Source organism: Rhizobium sp. 768_B6_N1_8 (assembly GCF_051811225.1).
GTDB lineage: Bacteria > Pseudomonadota > Alphaproteobacteria > Rhizobiales > Rhizobiaceae > Rhizobium.
Map to the genome: position 1 here is coordinate 1,359,256 of NZ_JBPWPV010000002.1, position 17,284 is coordinate 1,376,539.

The following is a 17,284-nucleotide window of genomic DNA, read 5'->3' on the forward strand; positions in this document are numbered from 1 at the left end:
GCGCGGGCTCTCAGGAATAGGCTGCTCCGTGGAAGTCGATCTCAAGGCGTTGGGCACGGCCGAAAATGGCGCTCAATCGCTTGCGTTCGGCAATATCCATTGTCTCGCCAGCCTCGTCCAGCACCGCCTTCAGCCAACGCGCCTGCGCTTCGAATTCCGGTTCGGCATGAAGCCTGACCCATTCCTTGAGAAGTGGATCGCTGATGGCCATCCGGTCGGCCTCGGTCGACCAGGTCCAGTACATCCATTCGGCGGCAAACATGGCGGCGATCGTATCGAGGAAACCGCCGTCACGGGCAATCGCCAGCATTCCCTGTCGGAACGCAGCGACATCGGCTCGGCCGGTGTCATAGCTGGCGGGGTCGATGGCGCGAGCTGCGAAGGTCTTCTCGAAATAGGCAATCTGCTGGTTTGCCAGCGCGTCCAGCACACCGATCAGCCAGCGCTTCTCCTCGATGGTGCCGGCCTTTGCAGTGGCATAGGAGAAGATCGCAATCGCCGTATCGACGAAGGCACCCTCGAAGACCAGATATCGTTCGAAGGCTTCATTCGGGAGACGGTCAGCCTTGATGTCTTCGACGAAGCGGTGGTGCACCATGGCTTCGAAGACGTCGCGGTTCTCGTCGAGCATCTGTTCGGAGAGAGATACCATGATCGTCACGACTCCAGACCGGGTTTTGCGGCTTCGACGAAGGCTGCGACACGGGCCGGCTCCACAGGGTTCCACCAGACGCCACCCTCCTTCAGCGAAGAGGCGACGATGACGCCGTTGGTGCGCTTGAGGATCTCGACGATATTATCCTTGGTCACGCCCGAGCCGACGAGCAACGGAAGATGGGTTGCAGCACCGATTTCCTCGATCTCCTCCATCGTTGCACTGTTGCCCGTTCGCTGGCCGGTAGCGATCACCACATCCGCATCGAAGAAGGCCAAATCGCGGGTCAGTTCATCGATCGTCCGGTCGGCAGTGATGGCGTGTGCCCCATGCTTGACGTGGCTGTCGGCAAACACCTTGATATGTTCGGCACGCAGCAGCGAGCGATAGCGCATGGCCTCGGCTGCACGGCCCTCCATGAAGCCCTCATTGGCGACATAGGCGTTCGCCCACTGGTTGACGCGGATGAAGCGTGCGCCGCCGGCGGCCGCGATCGCGAAAGCGGGGATCGGCGCATTGGCAAGCACATTGATGCCGAGCGGCACGCCGACAGCGCGAGAGATGCGGTCGGTTACAACAGACATGAAGGCCGCAGTTTCGTGGCCGATATCCTCGGGCTTGGAAAAGGGGATGTCGCCGTGATTTTCGACGATCAATCCATGAATGCCGCCTTTGACAAGCGCCTCGGCATCGCGCATGCAGGTGTCGTAGATGGAATCCATTGCCGCGTCGCGGTAGCGTGGAGCACCCGGGAAGGGCGGGCAATGGATCATGCCGATCAGCGCCTTGTCAGTGCCGAATATTTCCCGTATGGCGCTTGTGGCCTTATCCGATATCTGCTGCATTTTTCTTTCCCTTCTGAAAGCCCGCCATGCGTGCCTATGTCATCGGTAACGTCGCCATCGACGAAACCATTTCTGTAATGTCCATGCCCGAAGCGGGTGCCTCGATCCTCGGTCGGGAGGAAACCCGCGACCTCGGCGGCAAGGGCGCCAACCAGGCCGTCGTAATGGGCCGCACCGGCCTTCCCACGACGCTTGTCACAGCCGTCGGCGAGGATTTTCGCGCCCAGACGATCCGCGACCAGCTTGCTGGTGAAGCGCTGGACGCCCGATTGTTGGGCAGCCCTCACCGCTCCAGCGACTTCTCCATCATCTTCACGACGCCCGATGGCGAAAACGCCATCGTCACGACGACGGACTCGGCAGAGGCACTGACCCTGTCTGAGGCGCTTGCCCCGCTCGACGATGCAGCCGGCGGCGACCTCGTCGTCCTGCAGGGCAACCTCAGCGAAGACGTGACCCGCGGCATTCTTGCCGAGGCCAGACGCCGCGGCCTGACGACCGCCTTCAATCCATCGCCGCTCAGGCCCTATTTCGCCGAGCTCTGGCCGCTCATCGACATCGCCTTTCTCAACAGGGGCGAGGCCGAAAGCCTGACCGGATCATCCGGCGAGGCCGCAATCCACCGCCTCGCCGAAGCCGGGGTGGCACAGACCGTGCTGACCCTCGGCGGCGATGGGGCAATCCTTGCCAGCGGAAATCAAGTGCTGGCAACCATTCCTGCCCGTGCCACAGAGGTCGTCGACACGACCGGCGCCGGCGACACATTCATGGCCGTCGCCCTCGCCTCTGCCGCACTCAGATCGACCACGCTCGACGCCAAAGCCATTCATCATGCGACTGCGGCGGCGGCCATTACCGTCAGCCGCCGCGGAACGCGTTCGGCCTTTCCGAGCAGGACCGAACTCGCCGGCATCCTCGCCGGCGAATGACGCCTACTTCGCCTCTGTCAGCCAGCCGAGGATATTCTTCCAGAGACGCCCATAGCCTTCCCACTCGCAGAAGGCAGGCGAAAGCCAGTGCGGCCCAATATCCGAAGTCCAGGCGGCGGTTCTGCCTTTGCCGAAGCGTCCGGTCACCAGGAGCGGATGGCCGCCTTCCGTATCCGGCAGGCGAGCAATGACTTCGACATCGTCGCGCTCGCGCACTTCTACCTCGTTGACGCCCAGAAGCAGAGGCCATTCACCCGACAGGCCGGCAACCGTGGCGTGATCGGACCTGACGAGGACAGGCGTCGTTCCCTCCGGAATTTCCACTCGGTCGTCATAGGGCAGACACGTGACCGGCAGGACATCCTCGACCGGCGTACGGCGCCAGCGCGCCTTGCCGTCGATGCCCTGGAACGAGAAATAGCCGCCGACCATCAGCAGACCGCCGCCCTTTTCAACCCAGGCTTTGAGCAGCTTCAACCGGTTGGGAACCGTCTTCGAATGCAGCCAGACCGCCGGGGGAAGCAGCAGGGAATTGGCGCCTATATCGGAAAGAATGATCGCATCAAAGGCGTCGAGCCCCGCCATATCGAAGGGGAATTTTTCGACCGCTTCATGGGCCGGCATGTAGGTGAGCTCGAATGCACTATCTTTGAGTGCCGCAACGAGCGGCTCGGCGCCGAGATGAAAAGTGACGCTTCCGAACTGGTCGAAACCCTTGTAGTGCGTGGCGGAACTGACCCAGCTTTCGCCGACGAGAAGAACCTTCTTTGTCATGATGTTTCCATTTCTTTTATGTCACGGTCAGGCGCTGGCCTGAAAGACGGATTTCGGATTGACGCGCATGAAGATATCGAGCGTCGCGTCATCGAGACCGTGACGCTTCAGGCGCGGCAGGAAGTGGCGCAGGATATAGGCATAGCCGTTGCCCCCGTAATGCTTGAGCATCATCTTCAGGAAGACGTCGTGGGAGAGCAGGAGGCGATCGGCATGCCCCATCTCGACGAGCTTGACGAGCGCGCGAGCCGCCTCCTCGTCGCTCGGGCATTGCACCTGCTGATCGGCATAGAAGAAATCCATGCCGATCATGTCATATTCGAGAAATGCGCCGCGGGCGGCAAGCTCGGACTGATAGGTGAGATCGTCATGTGACGGGTTCATGTGGCAGAGAACCGTATGCCTGAGATCACCGCCTTCGGAGGCGACGACATCGAGGACCTTATGGCCCAGCCTGAACCAGCCGGGAAGATGGACCATCAGAGGCAGACCGGTGCGCACCTGCGCCTGGGCAGCACCGCGCAGCGACTTTTCCTCCTCGGCGGTGAAATCGGACGACACGCCGATCTCGCCGATCAGGCCGATCTTCACGTCGGTACCATCGGCGCCGACGGTGGCTTCGGAGACGATCTCGTCGGCGATCTGGGAAGCAGACATGCCGGCGACCTTGGCCGGATGCGAGGAACCAAGATAGAACCCGGCACCCATGACGATGTTCAGTCCCGTCGCCCTGGAAATCCGCCGCAGGGCGAGAGGATCCCGGCCGATGCCCTGGCACGTTGGCTCGACGACCGTTCGACCGCCGAGGCCGGCGAAGTCCCGGAGTTCCGTGACAGCCAGCTGCTCATCGTCGAGGGTGATGTTGTGCTTGTTGACGAAAGGATCCTGCCTGAGTTCGCCGAGGATCTCCATGCAGACGAAACCTTCGGCAAGATATTGCCGCTCAGGCGTCTTCGGCGCATGCCACCAGCAGCGGCAATCGTTGAGAATATGCTCGTGCATCAGCGTGACGCCGATCTCCGATACGGGAACCGGCCCCGAGACCGTCATCACCTTCCCGGATCGCACGTGACCCGGCGAAAGCCGATCCGTTGCCATCAGCTTTTCCTCCTGCCCGCCAGGCGGAAGTTTGCGGTGAAGATGCGGGTGTTCAGCCAGATGGCAACCAGAATGATGGCGCCGGTAACGATCTGGGTGAAGAAGGGCGAGATATGCATGAGGATCAGGCCGTTGCCGATGACGGCGATGGTCATCGTGCCGAGCACCGTGCCGATCATCGTGCCGCGCCCGCCCATCAGGGAAGTGCCGCCGAGTACGACCGCGGCGATGACCTGCAGTTCGAAGCCGACAGCGGCGTTCGACGAACCGGAGCCGAGACGAGCGGCGATCAAAAGACCGGCGAGCGCCGAGGCAACGCCCGATACGAGGTAAACCGAGGCAACGATCCATTTGGCCGGCATGCCGACGCGGCGCGCTGCCTCCATGTTCGATCCCACCGCGATAATCTGCCGGCCATATTTGGTGACGGCCATGATGACGTAGCCGACGATCGCGACCAGGATCGCGATGAGTGCCGGGACGGGAAAGCCCGCCAGTTCGCCGCGCCCCAAGTAAAAGAAGCCAGGCTCGTTATTGATCGGAATGGAATAGCCCTGTGTCAGGTAGAGGGCCACGCCACGCAGGATGGAAAGCCCGGCAAGGGTGACGATGAAGGCTGGAATGTTCTGGTAGGCGATAAACCAGCCCTGCAGCAGACCGACGATGCCGCCGAAGGCGAGCATGCCGATCGAGACGATCGGCCACGGTATGCCTGTGGCAAGAGTAATGGCAGCAACGGCGTTGATCAGGGCCAGCATCGAACCGACGGACAGATCGATCCCGCCGGTCACGATGACGAGGGTCATGGCGATGGCGACGACGAGGATGGGAGCTGCCTGGCGCACGATGTTCAGGATGTTGCCCGTCGTCATGAAGGTGGTGGTCGTCAGTGAAAAGAAGACGAGGCATGCCAGAAAGAAGAAAGCGATCGACAGGACCTGGGCGTTCTCCCCCAGAAAGTCCGCCATCGGTGAGCCCTTGGCGCGTTCGGTGTAGACGGTCAATGTCTTTCTCCCCCGACGATGAGCTTGACGAGATCCTCGAGATTGGTCTTGCCGATATCCCGCTCGGCAACCTTGGTGCCTTCGTACATGACGGCAATCCTGTCGCAGACGCGGAACAGATCCTGCAGGCGATGGGTAATGAGGACGACGGATACACCCTTCGCCTTGACCCGGTTGATCAGCGAGAGCACGGCTTCGACTTCGGCAACAGCAAGGGCCGATGTCGGTTCATCCATGATCAGAACCTTGGGCTGGAAGGAAGCGGCACGGGCGATTGCGATCGCCTGGCGCTGGCCACCAGACAGTTTCTCGACCTTGGCGGAGAGACGCGGAATGCGGATTTCCAGCGCATCCAGCATCTTGCGCGCCTCGCTCATCATCTTCTGACGGTCGAGGAACGGACCCCTGGTGAGTTCGCGCCCAAGAAACAGATTGCCGACGACATCGATATGGTCGCAGAGGCTCAAATCCTGGAAGACCATTTCGATGTGGCGGCCGCGGGCGTCCGCAGGTCCGGAGAGATGAACCTCCTCGCCGTTCAGCGAAATCGTCCCCTCATCCGGCAGATAGGTTCCGGAGATGATTTTGGTAAGTGTTGACTTACCGGCTGCATTGTCGCCGACAAGGCCAAGGCACTCGCCGGGAAAGAGGTCGAGATCGACGCCACGCAGCGCCTGATGCGAGCCGAAAGTCTTGCGGATCCCGCGCAGTGAAACAGCAGGTGTCCGGACGGACGAGCCAGAGGAATGCGGGGAGGCTTGCGCCTCCCCGGCCCCGGCATAAACAGGCCGGTTGTCCGTCATCATTTGAAGACGGCCCGGTACGGTTCGACATTTTCCTTCGTCACGATCGTGATCGGAACGGAGATGCTCTTTTCGACGCTCTGACCTGCGGTAAGCTTGGCAAGAGCCTCGACCGCGGCTTTGCCTTCGCCGGCAGGATCCTGCTGGACGACGGCAACAACGTAGCCGTCGTCGAGACCTGAAATCGCCTGCGCGGTCAGATCCCATCCAAAGACCTTGATGCTGTCCTGCTTGCCCTGGCTCTGGACAGCGGCGATCGCGCCGAGGAGAGCCGGTTCACCGGTTGCATAGATCGCCGTCATGTCGGGATTGCCAGTAATGAGGTTTTCGGCAGCGGCAAGTGCGTTGTCCTGGATATTCTGGCCGTCGACGACGCCAGCCGTCTCGATGCCGTCGCTCTTGACAGCATCCTCAAAGCCCTTCTGGCGAACGTTCTGAATATAGGAGTTCAGGGCGCCGACCACGCCGAACTTGGCTTTGCCGCCCATGTTCTTCTTCACGTAGTCGAGGAAATAGGCGCCCATGTCGGCGCCGGCTTTGCCGTTGTCGACACCGATCTGCGATTTCTGCGGGCCGTCGGGCAGGATCGCGTCAATGGCGACAACCGGAATGCCGGCATCCGAGGCCTGCTTGACGGCGGGCATGATGCCGTTGACGTCGATTGCGACGACGATCAGGCCATCGACCTTCTGCTGAATGTAGTTTTCGATGGCGCTGTTTTGCGCGGCCGCTTCATTGTTGGCGTTGAAGATGACGAGCTTGTCGCCAGCAGCATCCGCCGCCTTCTGTGCGCCTTCATTGATCTGGTTGAAGAAAAGGGCCTGCTGGTTGATCTGCACCAGCGCATAGGTCTTGCCTGCAGCCTGAGCAAGTGAGGCTCCAAGCGTTGCACTGGCCAGCGCGGTGAAGGCAAGAGCGGCGGTAAACGCCCGACGTCTGATCTGTTTCATGTTCTCATCCTCTGGTTTTGTTCTCGTTGCTTATTATGGGTCGACGGCGGCGCAACGGAGTTCCGCACGACGATTTCGACTGGCACGAGTTCCTCGGTGGCGAGCGATTTACTCTCCTGCCAGTTTGTTTCGAGAAGAAGAGATAGCGCGCGCCGGCCAATGGCGCGCACCGGCTGTCGGATCGCAGTCACTGGCGGCGCAAAGAGGTGCAGTGGACTGACATCGTCGAAGCCGATGATCGACAGGTCCTCGGGGATCGATATTCCTTTCTCCCTCAGGACTTCGATCATGCCGATCGCGATTTCGTCGGAACTCGCAAAGATTGCCGTCGCTGGCATGCCTTCTTCCAGGAAGCGGCGCGCCATGTCCCGCCCGCAGGCGATCGTATATTCGCCGCTGTAGCGCCTGATCGAGGCATCGTCGCCGAAACGCTCCTGCAGGCCCTTGCGCAATCCGTTGAAGCGCCGCTGCGTGCTGATCATCGCATCGGGGCCGCCGACATAGAGCACATCGCGATGACCGAACTCCGCCAGATGGCGTCCTGCGAGATGGCCGCCCTGGAAGTTGTCACAGAAAAGCTTCGGGACGCTGGCAAGCGGAACGTCTTCGTCGACGACGATGACCTTGCCTGTTCGATTGATGAGAGCTGCGAGATCCCCGTTGTCGGGATGGTTGGTGACGAAAACCAGGCCGTCGACGTGATTGTGCTCGAGCAGCCGGAGATAGGCGACTTCGCGGCCGGTCCGGTTGAGAGTGGCATAGAGCGAAACGGCAAGCCCCCGGTCGTTCGCCTCCTCTTCGACCGCCGCCACCATCGTCGCGAAGAATGGGTTGGCGATATCGGGCACAACCAGCCCGATCGTGTCGGAACGACCGCGGCTCAGCCGCCGCGCATGGGGGTTCGGCTGGTATTTGAGGGAAGTGATAGCATTTTCGATACGCTGCTTGGTAAGCGCAGGCAAATCCAGCGAACCGTTCAGCATCCGCGAAACGGTCGTCACCGACACGCCGGCAGCTTTCGCGACATCCTTCAATCCTGGGGTACGTCCATGCGCCATCAGCTTTGTAAACCGCTTTAGTAAAACGCTTTACCTACACTCCATGACAAGGGATTGCCTGTCAAGAGGCGTTGTCAGCTGCGGACGATAGGATTTGGGAGGCCAACTAAGCCGCCTCGTGGAAATGCGCCGCTTCGGTTTCGACTGCGCGCCTCGCCAGCCGTTCGACGAGCCATGAATTCGTGGGCAGGCGAAGGGCTCTTTAAATCAGTTGGTTAGCTTCTGGAGGAATAGGGCGATCTCTTCTTTCTCGAAGTCGCAGACCATTGCGCGCTGCGAAGCCGCCAGCAACGGTCGCGACCGCGCAAAAATGCGTATCACACAGACGTCGAAGCTGATCAGCCCTTCGTCGGAATTTCCAGACGCACGACGTTTGCCGATTGGATCACCGAGGTTTTCGCCTCCTCGAGGCAGGCGGCCAGATCCTCGACCTTGAAGGGCTTCGGGACGACCGGACGTCCGACTTCCGTACCGGCCTCCAGCCTGTCGCTATAGCCGGTCATCAGCACGACGGGCAGAGACGCATCTCTGCGGCGGATCTCCTCGGCAAGCTCGATGCCCGACATGCCCGGCATCATGATATCGCTGACGATCGCCTCGATTTCAGGATGACGGTCCAGGATCTCGATCGCCTCGGGTCCACCTGCAGCTATGAAGATCGTCGGCACGATGCCGTCAAGCGCCAGTCGCACGGATTCCAGCGATGCCGGTGTGTCGTCGACGATCATGATCGTACGGGGAAGGTTCGCCGAAGGAGCTGTATCCGCACGCACTGCCCGCGGCTCGTTTGATCGCGGCAGAAGCAAGGTAAAGGCGCTGCCATGGCCGGCCAAACTTGCGACCTTGACTGCACCGCCGGTGCCGGTGGCGAAACTGTGGACCTGCGTCAGGCCAAGGCCCGAGCCACCATTCTTCTTGGTAGAAAAGAACGGCTCGAACACCCGTGCGAGATTTTCCGGGGCAACACCTGTCCCGGTGTCGGAAATCGTCAGCGCGACGAACGGCCCCTCCAGCCCGGAATCCTCCGTGGCGGCGTCGAGCACATTGCGGGCGGAAATGGTGACCTTTCCGCCTCCCGTCATGGCTTCGCGCGCATTCGTCAGGATGTTGATCAGGGCAATTTCAAGCCCTGCAGGATCGACGTGAACCGGCCAGGTATCTTCCGGCACCCTGATTTCCATCAGGATCGCGTCGTTGACGGCTTGGCGCAGCAGCGGAGACAATTCGGCAAGCCTGACGTCCAGCTCGACCTGGGAGGCGCCCTGGTTGGAGCGCCTTGAAAACGACAGCAACCTTTGCGTGATCGCCTTTCCCCGAACCACGCCATCGCTCATATGCGCCAGAAGCTGCGTCACGCGCTGTTCGTCATTTCGTCGTCTCTTGATGCCCTCCACCCCGGACTGGAAAACCATCAGAAGATTGTTGAAATCGTGGGCCGCCTGCCCCGTCAGCTTTCCAAGCGCATCCATCCGCTGCCAGTTGGCCATGCTCTCCCATTCCCGGTTTCTGGCGCGCACCTCCCTATAGAAGAGGAATACAGCCGAGCCGGACAGCAGGAGCGTGAAACAACTCGCCGTCACAAGCAGCATGGTGGCCCTGCGCGCCAGCCGCTCATAGTCGGAGACCGGCAGGCCAACCCTTACCCGCCAGGGCGTGTCGGCGAGCGCGACTTCGGCGACCCGAAGCTCCATCCCGTCCTTGAGGGTGGCCGCGCCAATGTCCTGGCCGGAAAAGGTTGCGAATTCGCTGGCCGGATTACCGGCAAGCGCGGGAGCGCCGGTGGATGCCACCAGACGGTCCCGTCCATCGACGATCCAGGCCGACCAGGATCCTGGAAGTCCATTGGCATAAAGCAGTTTGGTCACGATCGTTGGACGGATCACCACCGACAGGACGGCTTTCAAACGATCGCTTCTCTGGATCGGAGCGCGCAACGCAAAGGCCGCCTCGCCTTTCGGCCCGATGGCGATATTGCCGACCAGGGCAACACCTGTGCGAACCAGGGCGTCGTGGCTTTCCATGTCCACAACGTGCGTATCGGCCGACGGATCGAGCGGCGGAAACGACAGAACCACCTCGCCCTTCTCGTTCGAAATCCGGATCTGCTCCCATTCGGGCACCCGATCGCGCAGACGCCGCGCAGTCTCGGCAAAAGCGGCGCGCGGAATCGGAGGGTCGAGGCGGGGAGAGTCGGCGACGATCGAGAGCAACTGGATCTGGCTCTTGAGTTCACGTTGAAGAGTGGCGGCCAGCGTAGCTGCCCGGCCGCGAATGTCATCGTCGAGAGCGGCTTGCTGCTCCTTGATGAAGAACCTTCCCATCAGCGCCGCCAGTATGATGACCGGAATGAGCGACGCCGTAATGAGAAGGAGCGCTGGCCGGGTTTTGTTCAACAGACACTCCGGATGTGTTCTTCGAGCCCTATCAAATAATCCAGGGCACGAAACTTGCAATGCCAAGCTGCGAAAAGACTGAGCTTTCCCCCTAAAGATAAGCGGTGACAGCAGAGCCGGTATCGCAACTCGGCTTTCGAATGGGTGTGCTTCGACCCGTCAGACCGTGTCGGCAGCCGGCCTTCGATGCGAACCGCGCACGTCATTTGCCTACGTCTTCCAGATCGCCAGGACAACCGCACACGTTGTCCGCCGTTTCAAATGTCCGGCACTCGGCCTCCCCCACGCCGCCCACATCATCGTGCGGCAATCGACAATAGAGCGGTGAAGACGGTACCTTGCGCCCGCTCGGTCCCGTAGGTCCCATCCATCTGGCCGACGAAGGATTTGATCAACCTGCTTCCCATGCCGGTTTCCGTTGCAACCGGCTCATATCCGACGCCGTCGTCCGCCACTTCAAGCAGGACCTTGCCGTCGGGGCGCTGAAGCAGCCTGATGCGGATATGTCCGTCGGCCCGGCCGACAAAGGCATATTTCATGCTGTTTGTCAGAAGTTCGTTCAGCAGCAATGCAAATGGTGTGGCCTTGTCCGCATCGATCCTGATGTCGTCGATCTCGAAGGTCAGCTTGATTTCGCGATCATGCAGCCCGACCAGCGTGCGAACCAGGTTTGGGACGAACTGCCGTGCAGTGACGCTACTGAACTGATCGAAGCCGTACATTTGTTCGTGCACCGCCGACATGGCGACGATCCGCTCGTTCACCCTCCGGACGGTTTCAGGCCGCAACCCCTGCAGCCGGATGAGCGCCATCACGGTCTGCAAATTATTTTTTACCCGATGATGAATTTCCCGCATCAGCACCTGATTGGTTCGAAGCGCCTCGGCAAGTTCGGTGGTGTGGCGCGCGTCCGCATGCGCCAGCCTCAGGATCTTCAATCCGCCGATCACGGCCGCGCAAAGGGCCAGAAGAACGATCAGCGCGGCAATCGAAACATCGGTCCAGAAAGGCTTGAGGATTGCCGCGGTGTCGGCCGATGCGATGGCGACGAAGGGTGTGCGCTCGACGATGCGGTATGCCACCAACCTTTCGACCTGGTCGACGGGTGAGACAGACACATAAGAGCCGGACGTTGCCTTACGCATATAGTCGGTAAACAGGACGTAGTTGCCGAGATCGACAGCTTCTTTCGGCTCGGGATATCTGGCGATCAGCTTTCCATCGCGCCTCAGGAAGCTCACCGTCGAGTTTGGCCCGAGCGACGCAGCGTCCCAGATCGATCGCAACATCCCGACATCAAACGCCAGGATCGCGACGGCTTCGAACTTGTCGTTCCGCTCGATGCGCGCAGCCGAGAGGAAGACGTGGCGATCTGTGTTGCGCATGACCGTCATCGCCGACGTATGGTCCTCTGCGCCATTGGCCAAGCGACGGAAAAAGGTCTGGTCGACGATGTCGGCCGGGCTGCTTTCCCGGTCGGTCGAATAAAGTAAGGTCCCGTCCGCGGCGACCACATAGGCGGTTGCAGTGGTCGGCAATTCGGCCGTCGCGGCGTTGAACCTTCGAATGCGCTCCCCGCCTGATAAGGCCTCCGCCGTTCCGAAGGCATCATCCATGCGGTGAAGGGTCTGGCGCGCCAGGGAGTTGATCCAGATCGCGTTGGCTGCAACGATCTTGGCCGTGGCTGTGACCTGATCTTCCCCACGCGTAACGGCGGAGATGTAGCTCGAATGCAGCCAGAAGCCCAAGACAAGCGAGAGCGCAAGGAACATTGACACGATGGCGGCTATCGCAGCCCTGCCGACAATCGTGAAGCCTTTCGTGAGGCCCATCGAATCCCCATGGATTTAACAGGGAGCACTGTCGGATAGCAGGCTATCAGAGTCAAGGATAGGTTGCAGCCGGCCCGCTCCTCCCATTCTCCGCAACTCGATTTAGGAGACTAACACACGCTTTGCGAGCTTGGTGGCCGAAGGCTCCGGCTCATGAATCGGGACCAAGACGGTGTGGTCATGATCGGTGACCCAACGGCTCAGGCCCATGCCGCAAGCCTGCATAAACTAGGCAATTGCCTCGGGATCGATGTCGCGAAGTCACGCCACTCTACCCGCTAATGAGATGAGGACGATGTGGGGAACCAGCCTCAGAACCTTGGACCGCCTTCGATCGGAGGAGTTCGGAAGGCTCGATTGTGCGGCGGCTGACATTGCTGCCTTTCGACGAGAATTATGGTATTCTCAAAATTACGGTTGTCCTTGGCTGGGAGGCAGTTGATGGTCGCGCGAAGGGACATGACAAGCGACGAATGGAAGTGGCTTGTGCGGCTCTGCCAGCACGAAGCGGATAGCATTCCCAAGGCGATCGAAGCGAGGTTAACCGAACTCGGACTATCCGGGCCGAATGGTCTTTCGAACGAAGCGAGAGACCTGGTTCAACATGAATTGTTGAATGAGCGGCGAAATCGGCTGCAGGGCCTTCATTGAGTTATTGATCGGACACAAAGGAAGTATGCGATCTCTTGCCCCAGGCCCAATCCGCAAGGCAGAACCTTTCTGCGAGCCGACAGGCGCGACAGTGCTTGCAGCAGCATGCAATCTGTTCGTGACAGGCAAGATCGACTGAACGATACAGTCGTCCGCATCGTCACGCACCAGTCGCAGCCCCTCAATAGGAACTATCGCCTCGACCCATCGTTACCTCCGCACAAAAGCGAGGTAACGTCATGAAGAAAATCATAGGACTATCGGCGGCTATCTTTGGATTGGTCTCCACTTGCGCCTTTGCGCAGGCCCCAGCTGAACCATCGCCGCCTCCACCTGCATCGCCAGAATCCAGTAGGGAAAATCCGCCACCTCCGCCGAATTCTTCAAGCAAGAACGAAGAGCGAGCGGACGCTGATTGGCGGTCGCAGCCGAGGGAGCGCGGCGCCCGGTTCCACATCGAGAACGGCCAGACCAGGATCGACCTCAGGTGCGCCGACGGGGACTCCACGAAGGACTGCGCCGACGCAGTTCTGCAGGTGCTGGAGCATTTGCAAACGTCCAATTCCGGCAACAACGATCGACGCGGCGATGACCGACGTGATCGCTGGGAGCGCGACTAGCAGCTAGAGCTGTCCCTCAGGTGAACGGCGTTTTCAGCCTCGGTTCACCAGGACAGGCGCTAAATCCCTCCGACAATCGGAGAAAAGAAGATGCGAAAACTTCTAGTCACTATAGCCCTTCTCGCAGCCGGAATAACGGCTGGAGCCGCAAATGCCGCGCCTGTCGGCAGCATGACGGCGCCAGCAGCCTCGAACATCATAACCGTCGATTTTGCATGTGGCCGCGGTTATCACCTGAGCCCGCGCGGCTTTTGCCGACCCAATCGGTGGGCACCGCCGCCGCGACGCTACTACGGTTGGGATCGCAGCTACGGTTGGGATCGTCCCCATCGCGGCTGGCGCGAATACAGGCGCTACGAGCGCTGGGATCGCGATCGCGACTGGCGGTGAGCACTCCTTTCGCCGGCCGGAATCTCGATCACCTGCTATAGTTCATGCCGGTGATCGACCGCCGCCGTCATGGCTGGACTACCCGGAGCACCACGAAATTGATCGGGCATGACTATTTGCCCGTATCCCCCGATTGTTTCGTAGCTGCCCGCAACACGCCTTTCTGCAAATCCGCCTCGTCGGCAAGAATGGCCGCCGCCTCGTTCAGCAAGACGTCTTTTGCTTTCTTGCGTGCATTTTCAATGGCAATATCGGCACTCAGGCTGCGCTCGTTTGACTCCAGGCCATCATCTCCACCAGGATCTTCGCCATCGCCTAACTCGGCTCGAGACTTCCGTCGATTTTCTCGAGCGGTCGCTTCCTTGCGACGTTCGGCTTCATTGAGAGAGATAATCCCCTTCTCGCGCTGCGCCTTCAGGTCGGCAATATCCTTTACGAGACCTTGGAAGTCCGGATCGCTCGCAACCCGCCCGTCATGGCGGCTTTGCAATGTCGGCAGCAACTTCGTAACCGTGTCGGCGGGCGTGTAGTTCGCGGGCTTGATCTGCGCCCACGGCAGGGCATTGTCATAACTGGTCTCGCCGAAGCTCGTCGGATCGGAAAGTCCAGGCAAACTGATATCAGGCGTCACACCGCGCAACTGCGTCGTACCGCCGTTGACCCGGAAAAACTGGGCAATCGTCACTTTCAGTTCCCCGAATTCGGGTTTGCTGTTGCGAACCATCTGGTCAAGGTCGACGACGGTCTGAACCGTCCCCTTCCCGAAACTGGGTTCGCCGACGATCACGCCTCGACCGTAATCTTGGATCGCCGCAGCAAAAATCTCTGAAGCCGATGCCGACCCGCGATTGATCAGGACACCCATCGGGCCTGTCCAGACAGGTGCTGCAAACTCAGCGCTTCTGACCTCGACCTTACCATCGCTGCCGCGTTGCTGAACGACCGGGCCATTGCCGATGAACAGACCGGTTAAATCAATCGCCTCGTCCAATGAACCGCCGCCATTGTTGCGCACGTCAATGAGAACGCTATCGACCTTTTCTTGTTTCAGTTCATCGAGAAGCTTGGCGACATCGCGGCTTGCACTTTTATAGTCCTTGTCGCCTTTGTGCCGAGCCTCAAAATCCTCGTAGAATGTCGGCAGAGTAATCACCCCGATTTTGCGCGTGACGTCGCCCACGTTCACGGACAGCACGGTCTTCCTGGCGGCCTGCTTATCGAGACTGATTTTATCGCGCACAAGGCTGACAACGCGGTGCGTGCCATCTGCGCCGGCATCCGCCGGCAGGATATCCAAGCGCACGACGGAGCCTTTTTTTCCGCGTATCAATTGCACGACTTCATCAAGGCGCGTGCCTACCACTTCTTTTATCGCACCGTCCTTGCCTTGACCGACGCCGGTAATGCGGTCTCCGACCGAGAGCTTGCCGGACAACTGGGCCGGACCGCCAGGCACGAGTTCGCGGATCGTCGTGTAGTCGTCCCGCTCCTGCAGTACCGCACCGATACCAAATAGTGAAAGCTTCATCGAGATATTGAAGTCGGCCGAAGCGCTCGCGCCAAAATAGTCCGTGTGCGGATCGATCGACGTCGCATAGGCATCCATGAACAACTGGAAAACGTCGTCGCTTTTATACTGGTAGGCGCGCTCGAGAGCGTTTGCGTAGCGTTTGTCGAGCGTTTCGCGTATAGCCGCGTCGGTTTTGCCGGCGAGTTTCAACGGCAACCAATCGCTTTTGACGCGCTTGCGCCAAAGCTCATTGCTCTCGGCTTCCGACTGCGGCCAGGGCTCTTTGTCGCGCAGTACGGAATAATTTTCCTGCACACTGAAATCGAAGTCCTGCTTAAGCAAATTGCGCGCGTAGTTCATGCGATCGACAATACGCTGTTCATACGCGTTGAAGATCGCAAACGGGATCTTCAAATCCTTCTGTTCGATGGCGTCGTCGATCTCGCTGCGGTCAGACATGAACCTGTCGATGTCGGCTTGCAGGAAGAGCACATGGTCCGGATCCAGTGACTTGATAAACTGATCCATAATTCTGGCCGACAAGGCATCGTCGAGTGCAATGGGCCTGTAACTGTATCGCGTGAGAAGTTGTGCACTCAACTGCGCGGCTTGCGCCTGTTGCTTTAGCGGCGCCAAAACAGGAGGTGATGCGACTTCAGCATAGGCGGACTGCGCGACTGCAAGAAATGCAGCAAGAAAAAGGTATGGTATGCGCATTCAGCTTCGATCCAATTCTTAGTGCCTGTTATCGATGTGCGATCTAGGCGGGTAATTATGGTTTTTTGGCAACCAAATGGTAAACGGCATGGTTTGCAAAGCCGCGAAAACCCATCCGGCACGATCGGTCGGGAGGCAGTGAAGCCCATCGGGGCTTCAGCATAGCACCACGCAAAGCGCGCGGGAAAGCGGGAATTCGCGTCACACGAGGTCGTGACAAGGGTAGCCGCAGGAGCTTCAGGATAGCGGTCCGCAAGGAAGCGGGGCCAACTGCCCTAGGACTTCGCGTTCCGCCTCGGGTCGCGCTCGCCACAAGTCGCGATCCTCACACCTGCCAACCAGCCAGCACTGCCTCACCTTCTTCAGTTCACCCCGGGTTCGGCAAGTGACCGCCTACCGACGCATGTCGTATTGATATACTGATGCATTAGCGCTTTAGAACCTCTTTGCGTAGCATGACGTGCCCCCGTCAAATTGGGCCATTCAGACCTGGGATTTTCCACTTATGATCCCCGTTCGGAAGAAGAGGAGAATTCGATGAAGGCCTCGAAGTTTTTAGAAGCGCAGATCGCGTTCGTTTTGAAGTAGGCAGAGGACGGAACGCCGATCGGTGAAGTCTGCCGCAAGGCAGGAATTTCGGACGCGACCTTCTACAACTGGCGCAAAAAATACGCAGGGCTGATGCCCTCGGAGATGAAGCGTCTGCGGCAGCTCGAGGAGGAGAATGCCAAGCTCAAGCGGATGGTGGCCGACCTGTCGCTGGACAAAGCCATGCTTCAGGACGTGCTGTCAAAAAAGCTCTGAGGCCTGCCCGCAAGCGCAAGCTTGTCGACACTTTGAGAGGCGGTGAAATCGCCACGGCTGCGACGGCGGCACCGGCGGAAAGGAGTGCGCTCCTGCGTGTCATGGAAGAAAAGGTCTGGGTCATTTTCGGCTGCCTGCGGCTTCTTCGTTGAGGCATCAGGCGACACTGAGTTCGTCTGACGGGCTGATAGTGCCGCAAGCGTGGGGCGCTCACAATTGCGCCAATAGTTTCGATTTTATTGCGAAATCTG

The 17,284-nt window shown here is 59.7% G+C and carries 13 protein-coding genes and 1 pseudogene; 3 read left to right on the top strand and 11 right to left on the bottom strand.

Going from position 1 to position 17,284, the window contains the following annotated elements; translation table 11 throughout:
* Positions 1–10: 10 nt before the first annotated feature.
* Together AB8B33_RS30520 and AB8B33_RS30525 are read right to left on the bottom strand one after the other, a co-directional pair.
* Positions 11–652, bottom strand: coding sequence for a TenA family protein (locus AB8B33_RS30520; RefSeq protein WP_439018234.1), 642 nt, complete (start codon positions 650–652; stop codon positions 11–13).
* A 5-nt stretch (positions 653–657) separates the two neighbouring features.
* A complete protein-coding gene (locus tag AB8B33_RS30525) occupies positions 658–1,500 on the bottom strand; it encodes a BtpA/SgcQ family protein (protein WP_439018236.1) in 843 nt (280 codons plus the stop codon).
* A 26-nt stretch (positions 1,501–1,526) separates the two neighbouring features.
* Between AB8B33_RS30525 and AB8B33_RS30530 the strand changes: the two genes are divergently transcribed.
* The gene (locus AB8B33_RS30530; protein WP_439018237.1) at positions 1,527–2,429 is read left to right on the top strand and encodes a PfkB family carbohydrate kinase; all 903 of its coding nucleotides are present in this window, start codon (positions 1,527–1,529) and stop codon (positions 2,427–2,429) included.
* Positions 2,430–2,432: 3 nt separating this feature from the next.
* Here AB8B33_RS30530 and AB8B33_RS30535 read toward each other — a convergent pair whose 3' ends face one another.
* The 8 genes from AB8B33_RS30535 to AB8B33_RS30570 all read right to left on the bottom strand — a co-directional run bounded on the left by AB8B33_RS30535 (position 2,433) and on the right by AB8B33_RS30570 (position 12,341).
* A complete protein-coding gene (locus tag AB8B33_RS30535; RefSeq protein WP_439018238.1) occupies positions 2,433–3,203 on the bottom strand; it encodes a glutamine amidotransferase in 771 nt (256 codons plus the stop codon).
* 27 nt (positions 3,204–3,230) lie between these two features.
* On the bottom strand, positions 3,231–4,301 hold the full coding sequence (locus AB8B33_RS30540; RefSeq protein ID WP_439018239.1) for a phosphotriesterase family protein: 1,071 nt from the start codon (positions 4,299–4,301) through the stop codon (positions 3,231–3,233).
* Positions 4,301–5,305 (bottom strand): ABC transporter permease, encoded by a 1,005-nt coding sequence (locus AB8B33_RS30545; RefSeq protein ID WP_439018240.1) that lies wholly within the window; start codon positions 5,303–5,305, stop codon positions 4,301–4,303. The genes AB8B33_RS30540 and AB8B33_RS30545 overlap by 1 nt, the downstream gene beginning before the upstream one ends.
* Positions 5,302–6,111 carry an ATP-binding cassette domain-containing protein gene (locus AB8B33_RS30550; RefSeq protein ID WP_405049695.1) on the bottom strand — a complete coding sequence of 270 codons (810 nt, stop codon included), beginning with the start codon at positions 6,109–6,111 and terminating at the stop codon, positions 5,302–5,304. The genes AB8B33_RS30545 and AB8B33_RS30550 overlap by 4 nt, the downstream gene beginning before the upstream one ends.
* Complete coding sequence (locus AB8B33_RS30555) at positions 6,108–7,058, bottom strand: substrate-binding domain-containing protein (protein WP_025668587.1); 951 nt, start codon at positions 7,056–7,058, stop codon at positions 6,108–6,110. The genes AB8B33_RS30550 and AB8B33_RS30555 overlap by 4 nt, the downstream gene beginning before the upstream one ends.
* Positions 7,055–8,116: a LacI family DNA-binding transcriptional regulator gene (locus tag AB8B33_RS30560; protein WP_439018241.1), complete on the bottom strand. Its 1,062-nt coding sequence runs from the start codon at positions 8,114–8,116 to the stop codon at positions 7,055–7,057. Before AB8B33_RS30560 ends, AB8B33_RS30555 begins: the two co-directional genes overlap by 4 nt.
* A gap of 338 nt (positions 8,117–8,454) precedes the next feature.
* Positions 8,455–10,509, bottom strand: coding sequence for an ATP-binding protein (locus AB8B33_RS30565; RefSeq protein WP_439018242.1), 2,055 nt, complete (start codon positions 10,507–10,509; stop codon positions 8,455–8,457).
* Positions 10,510–10,805: 296 nt separating this feature from the next.
* The gene (locus tag AB8B33_RS30570; RefSeq protein WP_439018243.1) at positions 10,806–12,341 is read right to left on the bottom strand and encodes a sensor histidine kinase; all 1,536 of its coding nucleotides are present in this window, start codon (positions 12,339–12,341) and stop codon (positions 10,806–10,808) included.
* A 1,361-nt stretch (positions 12,342–13,702) separates the two neighbouring features.
* Between AB8B33_RS30570 and AB8B33_RS30575 the strand changes: the two genes are divergently transcribed.
* The gene (locus tag AB8B33_RS30575; protein WP_113325552.1) at positions 13,703–14,002 is read left to right on the top strand and encodes a GCG_CRPN prefix-to-repeats domain-containing protein; all 300 of its coding nucleotides are present in this window, start codon (positions 13,703–13,705) and stop codon (positions 14,000–14,002) included.
* Positions 14,003–14,114: 112 nt separating this feature from the next.
* Here the strand turns inward: AB8B33_RS30575 and AB8B33_RS30580 are convergent, their stop codons facing one another.
* Complete coding sequence (locus tag AB8B33_RS30580) at positions 14,115–16,229, bottom strand: carboxy terminal-processing peptidase (protein WP_439018244.1); 2,115 nt, start codon at positions 16,227–16,229, stop codon at positions 14,115–14,117.
* 537 nt (positions 16,230–16,766) lie between these two features.
* Between AB8B33_RS30580 and AB8B33_RS30585 the strand changes: the two are divergent.
* Positions 16,767–17,068, top strand: a pseudogene (locus AB8B33_RS30585) (transposase); the annotation flags it as partial.
* Between the last annotated feature and the right edge of the window lie 216 nt (positions 17,069–17,284).